Annotated in this window: 11 protein-coding genes; 10 read left to right on the plus strand and 1 reads right to left on the minus strand. The window is 72.8% G+C overall.

What is annotated here, in order from left to right; genetic code table 11:
• Nucleotides 1–1,383: cytosine permease (locus tag STRAU_RS11530; protein WP_037658756.1), on the minus strand; the 1,383-nt coding region annotated here is incomplete at its 3' end.
• Between the two features lie 145 nt (nt 1,384–1,528).
• Between STRAU_RS11530 and ureA the strand changes: the two genes are divergently transcribed.
• The 10 genes from ureA to STRAU_RS11580 all read left to right on the plus strand — a co-directional run bounded on the left by ureA (nt 1,529) and on the right by STRAU_RS11580 (nt 15,028).
• Nucleotides 1,529–2,242 (plus strand): urease subunit gamma, encoded by a 714-nt coding sequence (ureA, locus tag STRAU_RS11535; protein ID WP_016640472.1) that lies wholly within the window; start codon nt 1,529–1,531, stop codon nt 2,240–2,242.
• Nucleotides 2,242–3,924 carry an urease subunit alpha gene (locus STRAU_RS11540; protein WP_016640473.1) on the plus strand — a complete coding sequence of 561 codons (1,683 nt, stop codon included), beginning with the start codon at nt 2,242–2,244 and terminating at the stop codon, nt 3,922–3,924. Before ureA ends, STRAU_RS11540 begins: the two co-directional genes overlap by 1 nt.
• A 40-nt stretch (nt 3,925–3,964) precedes the next feature.
• Nucleotides 3,965–4,984 (plus strand): agmatine deiminase family protein, encoded by a 1,020-nt coding sequence (locus STRAU_RS11545; protein ID WP_016640474.1) that lies wholly within the window; start codon nt 3,965–3,967, stop codon nt 4,982–4,984.
• A gap of 87 nt (nt 4,985–5,071) precedes the next feature.
• A complete protein-coding gene (locus STRAU_RS11550) occupies nt 5,072–5,617 on the plus strand; it encodes a TetR/AcrR family transcriptional regulator (RefSeq protein ID WP_016640475.1) in 546 nt (181 codons plus the stop codon).
• A gap of 132 nt (nt 5,618–5,749) precedes the next feature.
• On the plus strand, nt 5,750–6,805 hold the full coding sequence (locus STRAU_RS11555) for a TolB-like translocation protein (RefSeq protein ID WP_016640476.1): 1,056 nt from the start codon (nt 5,750–5,752) through the stop codon (nt 6,803–6,805).
• The gene (locus STRAU_RS11560) at nt 6,802–8,949 is read left to right on the plus strand and encodes a TolB-like translocation protein (RefSeq protein ID WP_158692059.1); all 2,148 of its coding nucleotides are present in this window, start codon (nt 6,802–6,804) and stop codon (nt 8,947–8,949) included. The genes STRAU_RS11555 and STRAU_RS11560 overlap by 4 nt, the downstream gene beginning before the upstream one ends.
• Nucleotides 8,946–10,181: a TolB family protein gene (locus tag STRAU_RS11565; RefSeq protein WP_078621145.1), complete on the plus strand. Its 1,236-nt coding sequence runs from the start codon at nt 8,946–8,948 to the stop codon at nt 10,179–10,181. The genes STRAU_RS11560 and STRAU_RS11565 overlap by 4 nt, the downstream gene beginning before the upstream one ends.
• A gap of 54 nt (nt 10,182–10,235) precedes the next feature.
• Nucleotides 10,236–11,528, plus strand: a complete 1,293-nt coding sequence (locus tag STRAU_RS11570; RefSeq protein ID WP_016640479.1) for a TolB family protein — start codon at nt 10,236–10,238, stop codon at nt 11,526–11,528.
• A 375-nt stretch (nt 11,529–11,903) separates the two neighbouring features.
• Nucleotides 11,904–13,562 (plus strand): citramalate synthase, encoded by a 1,659-nt coding sequence (gene cimA, locus STRAU_RS11575; RefSeq protein WP_052029051.1) that lies wholly within the window; start codon nt 11,904–11,906, stop codon nt 13,560–13,562.
• A 104-nt stretch (nt 13,563–13,666) separates the two neighbouring features.
• Nucleotides 13,667–15,028 (plus strand): hypothetical protein, encoded by a 1,362-nt coding sequence (locus STRAU_RS11580; protein ID WP_037658764.1) that lies wholly within the window; start codon nt 13,667–13,669, stop codon nt 15,026–15,028.
• Nucleotides 15,029–15,070 lie beyond the last annotated feature (42 nt).

Here is a 15,070-nt window from a genome sequence, read left to right on the forward strand (position 1 = left end):
GGAAGGGGCGGGGTTGGGGTACATCGCGTAAGCGACACCCCCCACCACCCCCGACAGCAGGAAACTGCAGTCCACCCCGCCCGTGAGGGAGAGGAGCGGGCCCTCGTAGGAGGGGAGGGAGACCGCGAGGAGGCCGACGGTCGCGCCCAGGGTCCAGGACGCCGTGGCCCACGGGTTCCAGCCGCCGCGGTACCAGTAACGGCCGCCCCGGGAGCGGCGGTTGAAGACCTGGAGGGCGTCGGCGTCGTACACGCCACGGCAGCGTACGAAGCCCATCAGGGTGATCACGGCCCACGGCGTCCCGATGGCCGTGAGCAGCAGCACGAAGGACGTCATCGCGTCCTGCGCCTCCCAGGCGAAGTGCCCCACGAACACGCACGCCGTGGCGACCACGGCCACCGCGTACGTGGCCCGCGCCCGCGACGCCCGCGGCACGATCGCGTCGAGGTCGAGCCCCATGGAGTACAGCATCAGCCCGGCGTTGCCGACGGACCCGGCGGACGCGGCGAGGAGGAGGGGGAGCAGATACCAGCCGGGGGCGGCAGCCACCAGCGGCTCGGCGTAGTCGAGCGCGGCCCCGGCGGCGTACGCGGTGAACGTACCGAAGAGTTGCGGGACGAGGAGTCCCGCCGTCAGGCCCACGCAGGTGGCCCGCAGCACGCGGCGCGGCGAGTGCCGCACGGGCGAGACGTAGCGGGTGTAGTCGCCGAGCAGGGTGATGAAGGCGATGGGGCCGGAGAGGCCCGCGGCCACCAGCGCGAGCAGCCACGTCGGCCAGAACGAGCCGAGCGCGTAGCCGCCCGCGTCGGGCAGCGCGGCGGTGGTGAAGCCGGGCGCGTACGCCACTACGCCGAGGGCGAGCAGCGCGGTCATGCCGACCGCGAGGATCCGCGAGAGACGCAGGAGCACCCGGTAGCCGTACACCGCCCCGGCCACCGTCGCCGCCGCGAGAGCCGCGTAGACCAGGCCGTAGGAGAAGCCGTCCGCCGGCAGGCCCACCAGGCGGTGCAGGGTGCCGACCATCACGTCGCCGCCGATCCAGATGGTCAGCGCGGTGTAGCCGAGGGAGAGGAGGAGCCCGACCACCGAGCCGACCAGGCGGCCGCGCACGCCGAACTGCGCGCCCGACGACGTCGACAGATTCGTGGCCGTCCGCAGGGACACGAGCGCGAGCGGCGCGGTGAGCGCGGTGCCGATCAGGGTGCCCGCCACCACGGAGGTCACCGACTCCCACCAGTTCAGGCCGAACGACACCGGCAGCCAGCCGAAGACGATCACTCCGAGGCAGAGGTTGGAGCCGAGGAGGATCGAGACCACGTCACGGGGGCCGCTGGTGCGTTCCTCCTCGGGGATGGTGTCGACTCCGCGCTGTTCTATCGGCATGAGCGTGCCCTCTCCCAGGTGTTTGAGTGCCGTTCAATGTGAAGCACGTCCGTGCTGCGCGTCAATGGTTCTGGGCTGTGTAATCTAGGTTTAGAGTGTTGCTCTAAACGTGGCTATGTGACCCATGGATGCGAGGTGTGGCGGCGTGCGACTGACCCCCACGGAACGCGACCGGCTGCTGCTCTTCGGCGCGGCCGAGCTGGCCAGGGCCCGCAGGGCGCGCGGCCTCAGGCTGAACGTCCCGGAGGCGACCGCCCTGATCGCCGACACGGTCTGCGAGGCCGCCCGCGACGGGGCCCGGCTCGCCGAGGCCATCGAGCGGGCGCGGTCGGTGCTCGGCCCCGACGACGTGCTGCCGGGCGTCGCGGACGTCGTCACCGAGGTGCATGTGGAGGCCGTCTTCGACGACGGGTCGCGGCTCGCCGTGGTCTCCGATCCGGTCGGCGGCGGCTCGCTCGGCCCGGACGCGCCCGGCGCGCTGCGGCCCGCCCCGCCCACCCCGGAGCGGGAGCCGGTCGTGACGGTGGCCGTGCGCAACACGGCCGCCGTGCCCGTCAGCGTGACCTCCCACTTCCACTTCTTCGAGGCCAACCCGCGGCTCGACTTCGACCGCGCCGCCGCCTACGGCATGCGGCTCGCCGTCCCGGCGGGCTCCTCCCTGCGGTTCGGGCCCGGCGAGCGCGTCGAGGCCGGGCTCGTGCCCATCGGGGGCGGGCGCGTCGCCATCGGCTTCGCCGGTCTCGTCGACGGGCCGCTGGACGCGCCCGGCGCCAAGGCGGAGGCGCTGCGCAGGGCTGCCGCCTGCGGCTATCTGGGGGCGGGCGCCCCGCTGGACGAGACCCCCGAGGAGGGCGAGTGATGGACCCCCACGAGTACGCCTCCGTGCACGGCCCCCGCGCCGGCGACCGCGTCGTCCTCGGTGACTCCGGGCTCGTCGTGCGCGTCGAGTCCGACGCGCAGCGGCACGGCGACGAGTTCCTCGCCGGATTCGGCAAGACCGCCCGCGACGGCCTGCACCTGAAGGCCGCCGCCGTCCGCGAGACCTGCGACGTGGTGATCAGTAACGTCGTCGTCATCGACGCCGTACAGGGGATCCGGAAGGTGTCGATCGGGATCCGTCAGGGGCGGATCCACGCCATCGGGCGGGCCGGGAATCCGGACACGCTCGACGGCGTCGACGTGGTCGTCGGGACCGGGACGTCCATCGTCTCCGGTGAGGGGCTCATCGCGACCGCCGGCGCCGTGGACACCCACGTCCATCTGCTCTCGCCGCGCGTCATGGAGGCTTCGCTGGCCTCCGGCGTCACCACCGTCATCGGCCAGGAGTTCGGGCCGGTGTGGGGCGTCGGTGTCAACTCGCCGTGGGCGCTGAAGCACGCGTTCGGCGCCTTCGACGCCTGGCCCGTCAACATCGGCTTCCTCGGCCGCGGTTCGTCGTCCGACCCGGCTCCGCTGGTCGAGGCGCTCGCCGAGGGCGGTGCGTCCGGCTTCAAGGTGCACGAGGACATGGGCGCGCACACCCGTGCCCTGGACACCGCGCTGCGCGTCGCCGAGGAGCACGACGTCCAAGTCGCCCTGCACAGCGACGGGTTGAACGAGTGCCTGTCGGTCGAGGACACCCTGAGCGTCCTGGACGGGCGGACCATTCACGCCTTCCACATCGAGGGCTGCGGCGGCGGCCACGTACCCAACGTCCTGAAGATGGCGGGCGTCCCGAACGTCATCGGGTCGTCCACCAACCCCACGCTGCCCTTCGGCCGGGACGCCGTCGCCGAGCACTACGGCATGATCGTGTCGGTTCACGACCTGAAGACCGACCTGCCGGGCGACGCCGCCATGGCGCGGGACCGGATACGGGCCGGGACCATGGGCGCGGAGGACGTCCTGCACGACCTCGGCGCCATCGGGATCACCTCGTCCGACGCGCAGGGCATGGGGCGCGCGGGCGAGACCGTGCGGCGCACCTTCGCCATGGCCGGGAAGATGAAGGCCGAGCTCGGCCCGACGGCGGGCGACGGCCCGCACGACGACAACGGCCGCGTCCTGCGGTACGTCGCCAAGCTGACGATCAACCCCGCGCTCGCCCACGGCCTCGCCCACGAGGTCGGCTCCATCGAGGTCGGCAAGCTCGCCGACATCGTGCTGTGGCGGCCCGAATTCTTCGGCGCCAAACCGCAGTTGGTGCTGAAGTCGGGCTTTCCCGCGTACGGCGTCGTCGGCGACCCGAACGCCGCCACCGACACCTGCGAACCTCTCGTGCTCGGGCCGCAGTTCGGCGCGTACGGCGCGACGCCCGCCGACATCTCCGTCGCGTTCGTCGCGCGCGCCGCCGTCGAGCAGGGCGGCGACTCGATGCCCACGCGGCGGCGCCGGGTCGCAGTCCGGGGCACCCGCGGCATCGGCCCCGCCGACCTGCGCCTGAACTCCCGCACCGGCACCGTCGACGTCGACCAGCGCTCCGGCCTGGTCACCCTGGACGGCGAGGCGCTGCGCTCCGACCCGGTCGACTCCGTCTCCCTCAACCGCCTGTACTTCCTTTGAGACTTCTCCTTCCTTGAGACTTCCTGTGAGGACCACATCCATGAACGTCCGCATGCCCGCCGAGTGGGAGCCGCACGAGCGCACCTGGATGGCGTGGCCGGGACCGAACCCCACCTTCAGCACCGAGGAGGAACTCGGCGAGGCCCGCGCCGCCTGGGCCGCCGTGGCCCGCGCCGTGCGCCGCTTCGAGCCGGTGACGATGGTCGTCGGCACCGGCCAGAGCGGGTCCGCCCGGGCGCTCCTCGGCGACGGCGTCGACCTGGTCGAGCGTGAACTGGACGACGCGTGGATGCGCGACATCGGCCCCACCTTCGTCCGTGACGGCGACCAACTCGCCGCCGTGGATTGGGTGTTCAACGGGTGGGGTGCGCAGGCGTGGGCCCGCTGGGAGCACGACGCGAAGATCGCCCGGCATGTCGCGGACCTCGCGGGCGCCCCCGTGCACTCCTCGCCCCTGGTCAACGAGGGCGGCGGCATCCACGTCGACGGCGAGGGCACCGTCCTGCTCACCGAGACCGTGCAGCTCGGCCCCGAGCGCAACCCAGGCTGGACGCGCGAGCAGGTCGAGGCCGAGATCCACGCCCGCCTCGGCACCCGCAAGGCCCTCTGGCTGCCCCGCGGACTGACCGCCGACTACCCCGGCCACGGCTTCGGCACCCTCGGCCACGTCGACATCGTCGCCGCGTTCGCCGCGCCGGGCGTCGTCCTCGTCCACTCCCAGCAGGACCCCGCCCACCCGGACTTCGAGGTCAGCCGCGAGGTCGTCGGCGTACTCAAGGGCCGGACGGATGCCCGCGGCCGGGCCCTGGAGATCGTCGAGGTGCCCGCGCCCACCGCCCTCGCCGACGACGACGGCTGGGTCGACCACTCGTATATCAACCACTACCTGTGCAACGGCGGCGTCGTGCTGTGCTCCTTCGACGACCCGCACGACGAACTGGCCGCGGGCATCTTCCGGCGGCTGTTCCCCAGGCGGACCGTCACGCTCGTCGACGCCCGTACGATCTTTGCCGGGGGTGGTGGCATCCACTGCATCACCCAGCAGCAGCCGAAGATCTAGCAGCCGGAGTACGACGTGGCCGAAGCGCGCGCCCAGCGCAGCGCACGCAAGAACGCGCCCCCGCGAGAGGACGTCCTCGCGACGGCCATGGAGATGATCGCCGAGCGTGGCCTGGAACAGCTCACCATGGCCGCGCTCGGCCGCGAGGTGGGCATGAGCAGCGGCCACCTGCTCTACTACTTCGGCTCCAAGGACGAGCTGCTGCTCCGCACCCTGGAGTGGAGCGAGGGGCGGCTCGGCGCCGAGCGCGGCCGGCTGCTCGCCCGGCCGGAGCCGGCCCGCGCCCGCCTGGAGGCGTACGTCGATCTCTACGTCCCCGACGGGCACCGCGACCCGCACTGGATCCTCTGGCTGGAGGTCTGGAACCGCTCCCTGAACGCCGACGAGCAGGGCCGCGACCGGCAGGCCGCCATCGAGGGCGCCTGGCACCGCGACCTGGTGGCGCTGCTCGCCGAGGGCGTCTCGCGCGGGGAGTTCCGGGCCGTGGACGCCGACCGGTTCGCGGCCCGGCTCCGGGCGCTGCTCGACGGCTTCTCCATCCACGTGGCGATCGGCCTGCGCGGCACCGGACGGGACCAAGTCCTCGCGCACGCAAGGGAGTTCCTGGACGAAGCGCTCGGCGCGGACGCGTAGGGGGCCGTCCAGGTTGTACGCAATCCTGCGGATTGCGTAGCTGCTCCGGGTGCGCTTGGATCCGCACGGGGCCTTCGGTGCTGGACCGGGGGCGGGCAGGTCCTGGGGGGATTCATGGTCACTGTCAGACGTGTGTCATCAAGTGCCTTACTGGTAACGGCACTTGGGCTCACCGCGCTGCCGGCCGCGGCCGAGGCGTCCTCCGCCCCGTCCGCGCGACCTGCGCCCCGCGTCGAGCGGGTCAGCGTCGCCGCCGACGGCACCGAGGCCAACGGCGCCTCGGGCGCCGCGACGGTCACGACGGACGGCGGTCACGTCGCCTTCGGCAGCGGCGCCACCAACCTCACGCCCGACACCGCGCCACGGCCGCAGAGCTCCGCGCACGTCCGTGACGGCGGCACCGGCACCGTCGCCCGGATCAAGAACAGCCTGACCGCCCCGGACATCAGCGACGACGGCCGCTACGCCACGTACCTCGACTGGGGCTCGCACACCACCGCCGCCTTCGTGGTGGACCTGACGACGGGGGAGAAGCGCCGGGTCGACGCCAGGGGCTTCAAGGAGGGCTCGGGCGAGTCCGTGATCAGCGACGACGGCCGCCACGTCGCGTACGTCCTGCGCCCGCAGCACCCCGCGGACCCGCACCGGATCGAGGTCTACGACTGGCGGACCGACACCCGCGAGATCGTCAGCGACGGCCCGCCCGACGCCGCGCGCGACATGGCGAACCCGTCGATCAGCGCCGACGGCCGGCACGTCGCGTACGAGGACCGCGGCACCAAGCAGGTCTGGGTCCGCGACCGCGGGACCGGGAGCCTGGAGCGCGCCGACGACGGCACCGCCTCCACCCTCGTGGAGCTCAGCGGCAACGGCCGCACGGTGGTGATGAACTCCGCGAACGGCGCCTACGTACGTGACCTGCGCACCGGAAAGGTGAAGCACTTCTCCGGCACCACGGCCAAGGCCGTCGGCCCGGAGGGCCGCCACCTCCTCTACACCGACGACGCGTCCACGCTGCGCCTGCGCGACCTGCGCACCGGCCGCGTCCACATGGTCGGTACCGGCTCGGCCGTGCCCGGCTCGGTCGGCGCCAAGGGCCGCACCGTCGTCTACACCTCGGCGGAGACGGACGTGGTGCCCGGTGACACCAACGGCGTGAACGACGTGTTCCAGTGGACCCGCCGATGACCCGCAGGCCGGTCCTCGGCTCAAGAGCCTTGTGGGCGGCGGTACTCGGCCTCGTCCTCGGCGGCGCGTCACTCACCGCGACTGCGACCGCGACTGTCGGCACGGACGCCGACGCGCGCACCCCGCGCACCGAACGCGTCAGCACCACCGCCGACGGCGCCCAGCTCGACGGCGCCTCGACGGACGGCGCGCTCAGCGGCGACGGCAGGCACGCCGCGTTCGTCACCCGGGCGCCCGCCCTGGGCTGCGGTCAGTATGCGCACTGCCTGAAGGTCAAGGACCTCCGCACGGGCGCCCTGACCGGCATCGACCTCGGCAGCGGCCACCTCTACGGCGCCCCGCTCCTGAGCACCGACGGCAGCCGCGTGGCCTTCACCGCGAACAAACGGTTCGCCGCGCCCTACCTCCACGACCGCGCCACCGGAACCAGCACCCGCCTGTGGCCCGCCGACCCGCCGGGCTCCAACGAACTCGGCGCCGTGCAGGCGATCAGCCCCGACGGCACCCGCGTCGCCTACACCATCGGCAACCGCAACGGCAATCAGAACTTCCGGCTGCTGTACGTCCGCGACACCACGACCGGCACGGACGAGCTGATCTCGGCGCCCGAGGAGGGCCAGAAGGGCGGCGCGTCGGTGGCCGACGACGGTACGCGGGTGGCGTACCAGATCGGCGGCCACAGCGAGGGCCCCGAGGACCGCGCGGACGTCTTCCTCAAGGAGCCGGGCACCGGCGCGCGCACCCAGATCGACACCGGCCTCGGCACCGGTGAGCTGATCCGGCTCACCAACGACGGCCGCCGCGTCCTGTTCAACGCGCGGGGCGGCCTGTACCTCCACACCGTGCGCACCGGCAGCACCGAACGCGTCGCGGACGGCCGCGCGGTGTCGGCCACGCCCGACGGCCGCCACGCCGTCCTCACCGGCGCCGACGGGCTCCGCGTGCTCGACCTGCGCACGGGCCGCGGCACGGGCATCGGCCCGGCGGACGCACGGGCCGCGCGCGGGGCGGTGTCCGACAACGGCCGTGCCGTCGCGTTCAGTTCGGCGTCCGGCGGCCTGGTGCCGGACGACACCAACGGCGTCGGCGACGTCTTCGTACGGCACACGGCCGCCGGCTCGGGCGCCGCGGCCGACGCGCGGGCGCCGCGCACCGAGCGGGTGAGCCTCGCGGGCGACGGCTCGCAGTTCGACGGGCCCTCGCGAGAGGCGGCGATCAGCGGCGACGGCCGCTACGTCGCCTTCGCCACGAAGGCCCCGGAGCTCGGTTGCCACGTCAACGTGTACACCTGCCTCGTCCTGAAGGACCGGGTCACGGGCGCGCTGACGGAGATCCCGAACGACGGCGACTCCTCCTGGGGCACCCCCATGCTCAGCCACGACGGCCGCTACGTCGGCCACACGGCGGGCACCAAGGCCCCCAAGCCGTGGCTGTACGACCGCGAGACCGGCGAGACCGTGAAGGTGGCGGGGCCGGAGACGAGCGGGGTCGGCCTGCTGCTCGCCGTCACGCCCGACGGCGGCCGGGCCGCCTACACCACGGGTGACCGCTTCCACGCCGCCCAGCAGTTGTACGTACGTGACCTGCGCACCGGCGCCAATGAACTGATCGACGGCACGACCACCGGCGCCGACCGGATAGGAGCGGCGTCCCTGAGCGCCGACGGCCGGTTCCTGGCCTACCGGAAGCGATCCGCGGACGGCGGCGACATCGTCGTACGCGACCGCACCACCGGCGAGACCGCACAGGCCGACGCGGGCCTCGGCGCGGCGGACGGCGAGTTCGTCAAGGTCAGCGAGAACGGCCGCCGTGTCCTGTTCGCCGCCGACGGGGGGACGTACGCGTACGACGTGCGTGCGGGGGCGCCACGGAAGGTGGCCGACACGCCCGCCAAGTCCGCCAGCGGGGACGGCCGTCACGTGGTCCTCGCCGACGGCGAGGCGCTCACCCTGCTCGACGTCCGCACCGGCAGGCGCACGCCCGTCGGCCCCGGACGGGTCGAGCCGGGCGCCGTCTCGGCCCACGGCCGCCACGTCGCCTTCGCCTCGGACGCCACCGACCTGGCGCCGGACGACACCAACGGCAGGACCGACGTCTTCGTACGCCGCACCCTTCCGACCGACACGGGGGAGAACAAGCAATGAGCAACGCGACGAGAATGACCACCGGACTGGCCGCCGCGGGCGTGCTGTTCGGCACGATGGGAGCGCTCCCCGAGGCGGCGGGCGCCGACCCCGCGCCGGTGCCGGTCACCGAGCGCGTCAGCGTCGACCGCGAGGGGGCGCAGCTCGCGGAGCCGTCGTACGACCCGGACATGGGGGAGGGGCGGATCACCGCGTTCACCGCCGAGGGGCCCCTGTGGCAGCAGGACACCAACGGGAAGCCGGATGTCCACAAGGTCCAGAACTCCGGCACCGGCCCGGTCAGCGGCTGGCCGGACGGCCCTTCCTACGACGGCTCGCCGTGCGCCAGCGGCCGGATGACCGGCTTCGTCTCCGAGTCCACCGACGTGACCACCCGGCCGCTGCCGGACCGGCGCCCCGTCGTGTACGTCCACAACACCGCCCAGGGCAAGTACTCCTGGGTCCGGGGCTATCAGGGCGTTCTCTTCGCCTCGGCGGGGCAGCCGACCGTCGACCCGCACTGCCAGTGGCTCACCTTCACCGCCACGCTGCCGCCCGCCGGCCCCGGCGAGCAGCCCCGGTCCCACGTCTACCGCTTCGTGTTCAACGGCGGCACCGTCGACCGGGTCAGCGACGCCTCGCCGGGCGCGGGCGACGCGAGCGACCCGGACATCAGCGCGGGCGGCCGGTACGTGGCGTACGAACAGGGCGGCGAGGTCCACGTACGCGACATGGACACCGGCACCGTGGAGAAGGCGTCCGTCGCGCGGGACGGGGGCGCGGCCGACGGGACCTCGTCGGCGCCGTCGCTCAGCGCGGACGGGCGGCGCGTCGCCTTCGCGTCGCGCGCCTCCAACCTCGTGGACGGCGACCGGAACGGCGGGGTCGACGTCTTCGTGCGCGACCTCGACACCGGCGTCACCACGCTGGTGCGGGGACCGGCCAAGAAGTCCTGGACGGCGGAGCCCTCGCTCAGCGCGGACGGCACGCACGTCGCGTACACCGCCGCCCGGACCACCGGGGGAACCAAGAACCGGGTTCCTTCCGTGTACCTGCGTGAACTGACCACCGGCAAGACACAGTTGATCAGCGTGGATCTCAAGGGGGGCCGCAACGACCTGGCGGCCCGGAACCCGTCGGTCAACGCGGACGGCGGCGTCGTGGCCTTCGACTCGGCCTCGTCCGATCTGGTGAGCGGGGACACCAACGGGGTGTCGGACGTCTTCCTGCGGACAGTGAAGAACAGCCAGTAGCAACCAGCAACAGCCATACGCACCACGGCAACTCATCTCACGGGGGAACCACTCATGCGCCTCACCACCCGCGCGGCCCTGGCCGCCGCGCTCGTCACCGCCGTCACGGGAGCCGTGCTCCCGGCCACGGCGGCCGCCGGCACCCGCGCCCCCGCTCCGCGCACGGAGCGGGTGAGCGTCGCCGCCGCCGGCACCCAGGCCGACGGCCCGTCCGACGCCACGGACATCAGCGCCGACGGCCGCCACGTCGTGTTCGCGTCCGAGGCCACGAACCTGGTGCCCGGCGACACCAACGGCCAGAACGACATCTACCTGCGCGACCTGCGCACCAAGAAGGTGGAGCGGATCAGCCTCCAGGACTCCGGCGCGCAGTACACCTCGCACGCGGGCGACCCGTCGATCAGCGCGGACGGCCGGTACGTCACGTACTCCGCGCAGATCGACCAGGAGGGCGGCGGCCTGTACAGCGGCACGTTCCTGAAGGACCGCAAGACCGGCCGCACCGAGATCGTCAGCCTCTCCGACGACGACAAGCCGGTCTTCGGTGACTACGTCATCGGCGCCGAGGTCAGCGCCGACGGCCGCTACGTCGCCTTCGTGTCCGCGCTGAAGGACCACGGCGACGGCGGCGACGACGGCATGTGGACCGGCATCTACCTGCGCGACCGCAAGGAGGGCAGCACCCGCAGGGTCAGCGAGATCGTCACCGGCCACCCCACCTGGATCGTCTCCGGCCTCACCCTGAGCGCCGACGGCCGGCACGTCGGCTACGGCCTCGGCCAGGTCCGGCCGGGCCTCGGCGGCCGGACGTACACGTACGACGCGACGACCGGAAAGTCGAAGCGGATCGATCTGTCGCCCAGCGGTGCGGACCTGCGGATCGGCGTGCCCTCACTGAGCAAGGACGGGCGGTACGCGGCCTTCGAGACCGCCGAGGCGATGGTGCCCGCCGACACCAACGGCAAGAGCGACATCTACCGCCTCGACACCCGCACCGGCGCCCTGAAGAAGGTCACCCGGAAAGCGGGCGGCGGCCAGACCGACGACGACTCCTACCTGGCCCGCATCACCCCCGACGGCCGCCACGTCGCCTTCGTCTCCGCGGCGACGGGCCTCACCGCGGGCGACCCCGCCAAGGGCCCGCTGTACGTGCGCGACCTGAAGACGGGCGGGACGCGGCGCGTCAACGTGCCGCAGGGCGGCGGCGAGAGCGAGGACCAGGGCCGGCCGGCCTACGCGCTGAGCGCGGACGCCAAGACGTTCACGTTCACGTCGGACGCGACGAACATGGTCCGGGGCGACACGAACGCGGCGCGGGACGTCTTCGTACGCCACCACGTGCGCTGAAACGAACGCTCTATCCAGCCGCAAGGTGACCGGGCCGAGGCGGGACCGGACCGCATGGTGACCGGTCCGCACCGTGACCGGACCGCATGGTGAGACGGAGAGGCGGGTGCCACGCAAGCTGTGGCACCCTGCCGTCCATGCTCGTGTTCGCCATGATTATTGGCAGCAAGCGCGCCGGTCCGCAGTGACCGCCCGGTACTCATCACGTACAGGCGGACACCGTCGTCCTCGACCCGCGCGCAGACCTCTCGCACCCGCGAGGGGTCTTTTCGTTTTCCGGCCCACCCACAACCGGTGAACGAAGCGCGAGGGATCATGGAGGTGGTGGAGCCGGTCATTCCGGTAGACCGACATCCGACACAGGAGCCAGACAGCATGACGGAAACCAGCAGGCCCGAGGATTCCTCACCTGTGCCCGACGATGCCTTCCGCGTGGACGATTCCTTCCACGTGTTCGACACGACGCTGCGCGACGGCGCGCAGCGCGAGGGCATCAACCTGACCGTCGCGGACAAGCTGACCATCGCCCGGCACCTGGACGACTTCGGCGTGGGCTTCATCGAAGGCGGCTGGCCCGGCGCCAACCCGCGCGACACCGAGTTCTTCGCCCGCGCGCAGGCGGAGATCACGTTCAAGAACGCCCAGCTCGTCGCGTTCGGCGCCACCCGCCGCCCCGGCGCCAAGGCGGCCGACGACCCGCAGGTCAACGCGCTGCTCGCGTCCGGCGCCCCGGTGATCACGCTGGTCGCCAAGTCGCACGACCGGCACGTCGAGCTGGCCCTGCGCACCACGCTCGACGAGAACGTCGAGATGGTCCGCGACACCGTCTCCTACCTGCGCTCCCAGGACCGCCGGGTGTTCGTGGACTGCGAGCACTTCTTCGACGGCTACCGGGCCAACCCCGAGTACGCCAAGGCGGTCGTGCGCGCCGCGGCCGACGCGGGCGCCGACGTCGTCGTGCTCTGCGACACCAACGGCGGCATGCTCCCCGCCCAGGTCCAGGCCGTCGTCGCCACCGTCGCCGCCGACACCGGCGCCCGGCTCGGCATCCACGCGCAGGACGACACCGGCTGCGCGGTCGCCAACACCCTCGCGGCCGTCGACGCCGGCGCGACACACGTGCAGTGCACCGCCAACGGCTACGGCGAACGCGTCGGCAACGCCAACCTGTTCCCGGTCGTCGCCGCCCTGGAGCTGAAGTACGGCAAGCGGGTCCTGCCCGACGGCGCGCTGCGCGAGATGACCCGGGTCTCGCACGCCATCGCCGAGGTCGTGAACCTCACCCCGGCCACCCACCAGCCCTACGTCGGCGTCTCCGCGTTCGCCCACAAGGCGGGCCTGCACGCCTCCGCGATCAAGGTCGACCCGGACCTCTACCAGCACATCGACCCCGAACTCGTCGGCAACCGCATCCGCATGCTGGTCTCCGACATGGCGGGCCGCGCCTCCATCGAGCTCAAGGGCAAGGAGCTCGGCGTCGACCTCGGCGACGACCGCGAACTGATCGGCCGGGTCGTGGAGCGGGTCAAGGAGCGCGAACTCCAGGGCTACACCTACGAGGCCGCCGACGCCTCCTTCGAGCTCCTGTTGCGCGAGGAACTGCGCGGTCCTGAAGGCCACAACAGCCCCCGGCGCTACTTCCGTACCGAGTCCTGGCGCGCCATCACCGAGGACCGCCCCGACGGCTCGCACGCCAACGAGGCCACGGTGAAGGTGTGGGCCAAGGGCGAGCGGATCGTGGCGACGGCGGAGGGCAACGGACCGGTCAACGCCCTCGACCGGGCGCTGCGCGTGGGCCTTGAACGGATCTACCCGCAGCTCGCCAAGCTGGAGCTGGTGGACTACAAGGTCCGCATCCTGGAGGGCAAGCACGGCACGTCCTCCACGACCAGGGTGCTGATCTCCACGACGGACGGCGACGGCGAGTGGTCCACGGTCGGTGTCGCGGACAACGTCATCGCCGCCTCCTGGCAGGCCCTGGAGGACGCGGTGACCTACGGTCTGTTGCGCGCGGGGGTCGAACCGGCCCCTTAAGGGGTGTGGGGAACTGCGCGCTCTGCGGCTTCTTTGTGGCTGGTCGCGCAGTTCCCCATGCTCCTACGGGGCACATTCCGGGGCCGGAAGAGTTAGCGTGAAGTATGAGGCCCACCAGGCAGGCGGCGTCGCGGCTGACCTTGATCCTGTCCGGACTGCTCCTGGCCCTCGGCGCCACGCTCACGGCGGCGCCCGGAGCCCAGGCCGCGACGGACGTCCAGGCGGTGGCCGACGCCTTGAAGAAGAACCCGGTGTACGTCGACGACGCGGCATCCGCACAGCTCTCCGCCGCGGACGCGAACGCCCTCGCCGACAAGATCAAGAAGGCCGACAAGCCGGTGTTCGTGGCGGTCCTTCCCGCCTCGTTCCCCGGTCGGGACGACCTCTTCCGTGACCTGCGCACCGCGACCGGCGTCACCGGCGTCTACGCGATCCGCCTGGGCGACCGCTTCGACGCGAAGGCCGACGGCTCCGTGCTCTCCGGCAACGCCGTCCGGAACCTCTCCTCGCTGGTCCAGGGCGAGGATGCGAAGTCCCAGCTCAACGACTTCGTCGACCAGGCGCTCCCGCAGACCCGGGGATCGGCCCCGGCCTCCTGGGGCGGCTCCGCGGGCGATGACGGCGGCGTGCCCGTCGCGGCGCTGGTCGGGCTCGGCGCGGTGGTGGTCGCGGGCGGCGCGGGCGCCTACGCGATCGCGCGGACCAAGCGCCGCAGGCGCGAGGAGGAGCAGCGCGAGGCCCTGGAGAAACTGCGCGTCGTGGTCGACGAGGACATCACCGCGTTCGGCGAGGAGCTGGACCGGCTCGACTTCCACCCGGCGGAGGCGGGCGCGGACGACGCCATGCGCGCGGACTACGAACGCTCCCTGGACGCCTACGAGAAGGCCAAGTCGTTCATGGCCTCGGCGGAGCGGCCCGAGCAGGTGCGGGCCGTCACCCAGGCCCTGGAGGACGGGCGGTTCTCGCTGGCGCTGCTCGCCGCGCGCCGCGAGGGGCGCCCGCTGCCCGAGCGCCGGGCCCCCTGCTTCTTCGACCCCCGCCACGGCCCTTCCGTGAAGGACGCGGAGTGGACACCCGCCGGCGGCGCGTCGCGCGAGGTGCCCGTGTGCGCGGCGGACGCGGTGCGCCTTGCCGACGGCGACGACCCGATGGCCCGCACCGTCGTCACCGACTCCGGCGAGCGCCGGCCCTACTGGGAGGCCGGGCCCGCGTACGGCCCCTGGGCGGGCGGCTACTTCGGCGGCGGCATGCTGCCGGGTCTCCTGGTCGGGACGATGCTCGGCACGATGATGGCGAGCCCGGCGTACGCCGCGGGCTACGGCTCCGGCTACGGCGACTTCGGCGCGGGCGCAGGCTATGAGGGCGGCGACGTGTCCGGCGCGGACTTCTCCGCCGGGGACTTCGGCGGCGGAGACTTCGGCGGCGGCGGCTTCGGCGGCGGAGGAGACTTCGGCGGCGGTTTCTAGCGCCCCGTAAGGGGCGCGGGGAACTGCGCGCCCAGCCCCCAC

The organism is Streptomyces aurantiacus JA 4570 (assembly GCF_000414115.1).
GTDB lineage: Bacteria > Actinomycetota > Actinomycetes > Streptomycetales > Streptomycetaceae > Streptomyces > Streptomyces aurantiacus_A.

What these genes read in the sequence shown, in the direction of transcription:
- STRAU_RS11540 (WP_016640473.1), top strand. Translation starts at nt 2,242, where the DNA reads ATGGACCCCCACGAGTACGCCTCCGTGCACGGCCCCCGCGCCGGCGAC.
- STRAU_RS11545 (WP_016640474.1), top strand. Translation starts at nt 3,965, where the DNA reads ATGAACGTCCGCATGCCCGCCGAGTGGGAGCCGCACGAGCGCACCTGG.
- STRAU_RS11550 (WP_016640475.1), top strand. Translation starts at nt 5,072, where the DNA reads ATGGAGATGATCGCCGAGCGTGGCCTGGAACAGCTCACCATGGCCGCG.
- STRAU_RS11560 (WP_158692059.1), top strand. Translation starts at nt 6,802, where the DNA reads ATGACCCGCAGGCCGGTCCTCGGCTCAAGAGCCTTGTGGGCGGCGGTA.
- STRAU_RS11565 (WP_078621145.1), top strand. Translation starts at nt 8,946, where the DNA reads ATGAGCAACGCGACGAGAATGACCACCGGACTGGCCGCCGCGGGCGTG.
- STRAU_RS11570 (WP_016640479.1), top strand. Translation starts at nt 10,236, where the DNA reads ATGCGCCTCACCACCCGCGCGGCCCTGGCCGCCGCGCTCGTCACCGCC.
- cimA (WP_052029051.1), top strand. Translation starts at nt 11,904, where the DNA reads ATGACGGAAACCAGCAGGCCCGAGGATTCCTCACCTGTGCCCGACGAT.
- STRAU_RS11580 (WP_037658764.1), top strand. Translation starts at nt 13,667, where the DNA reads ATGAGGCCCACCAGGCAGGCGGCGTCGCGGCTGACCTTGATCCTGTCC.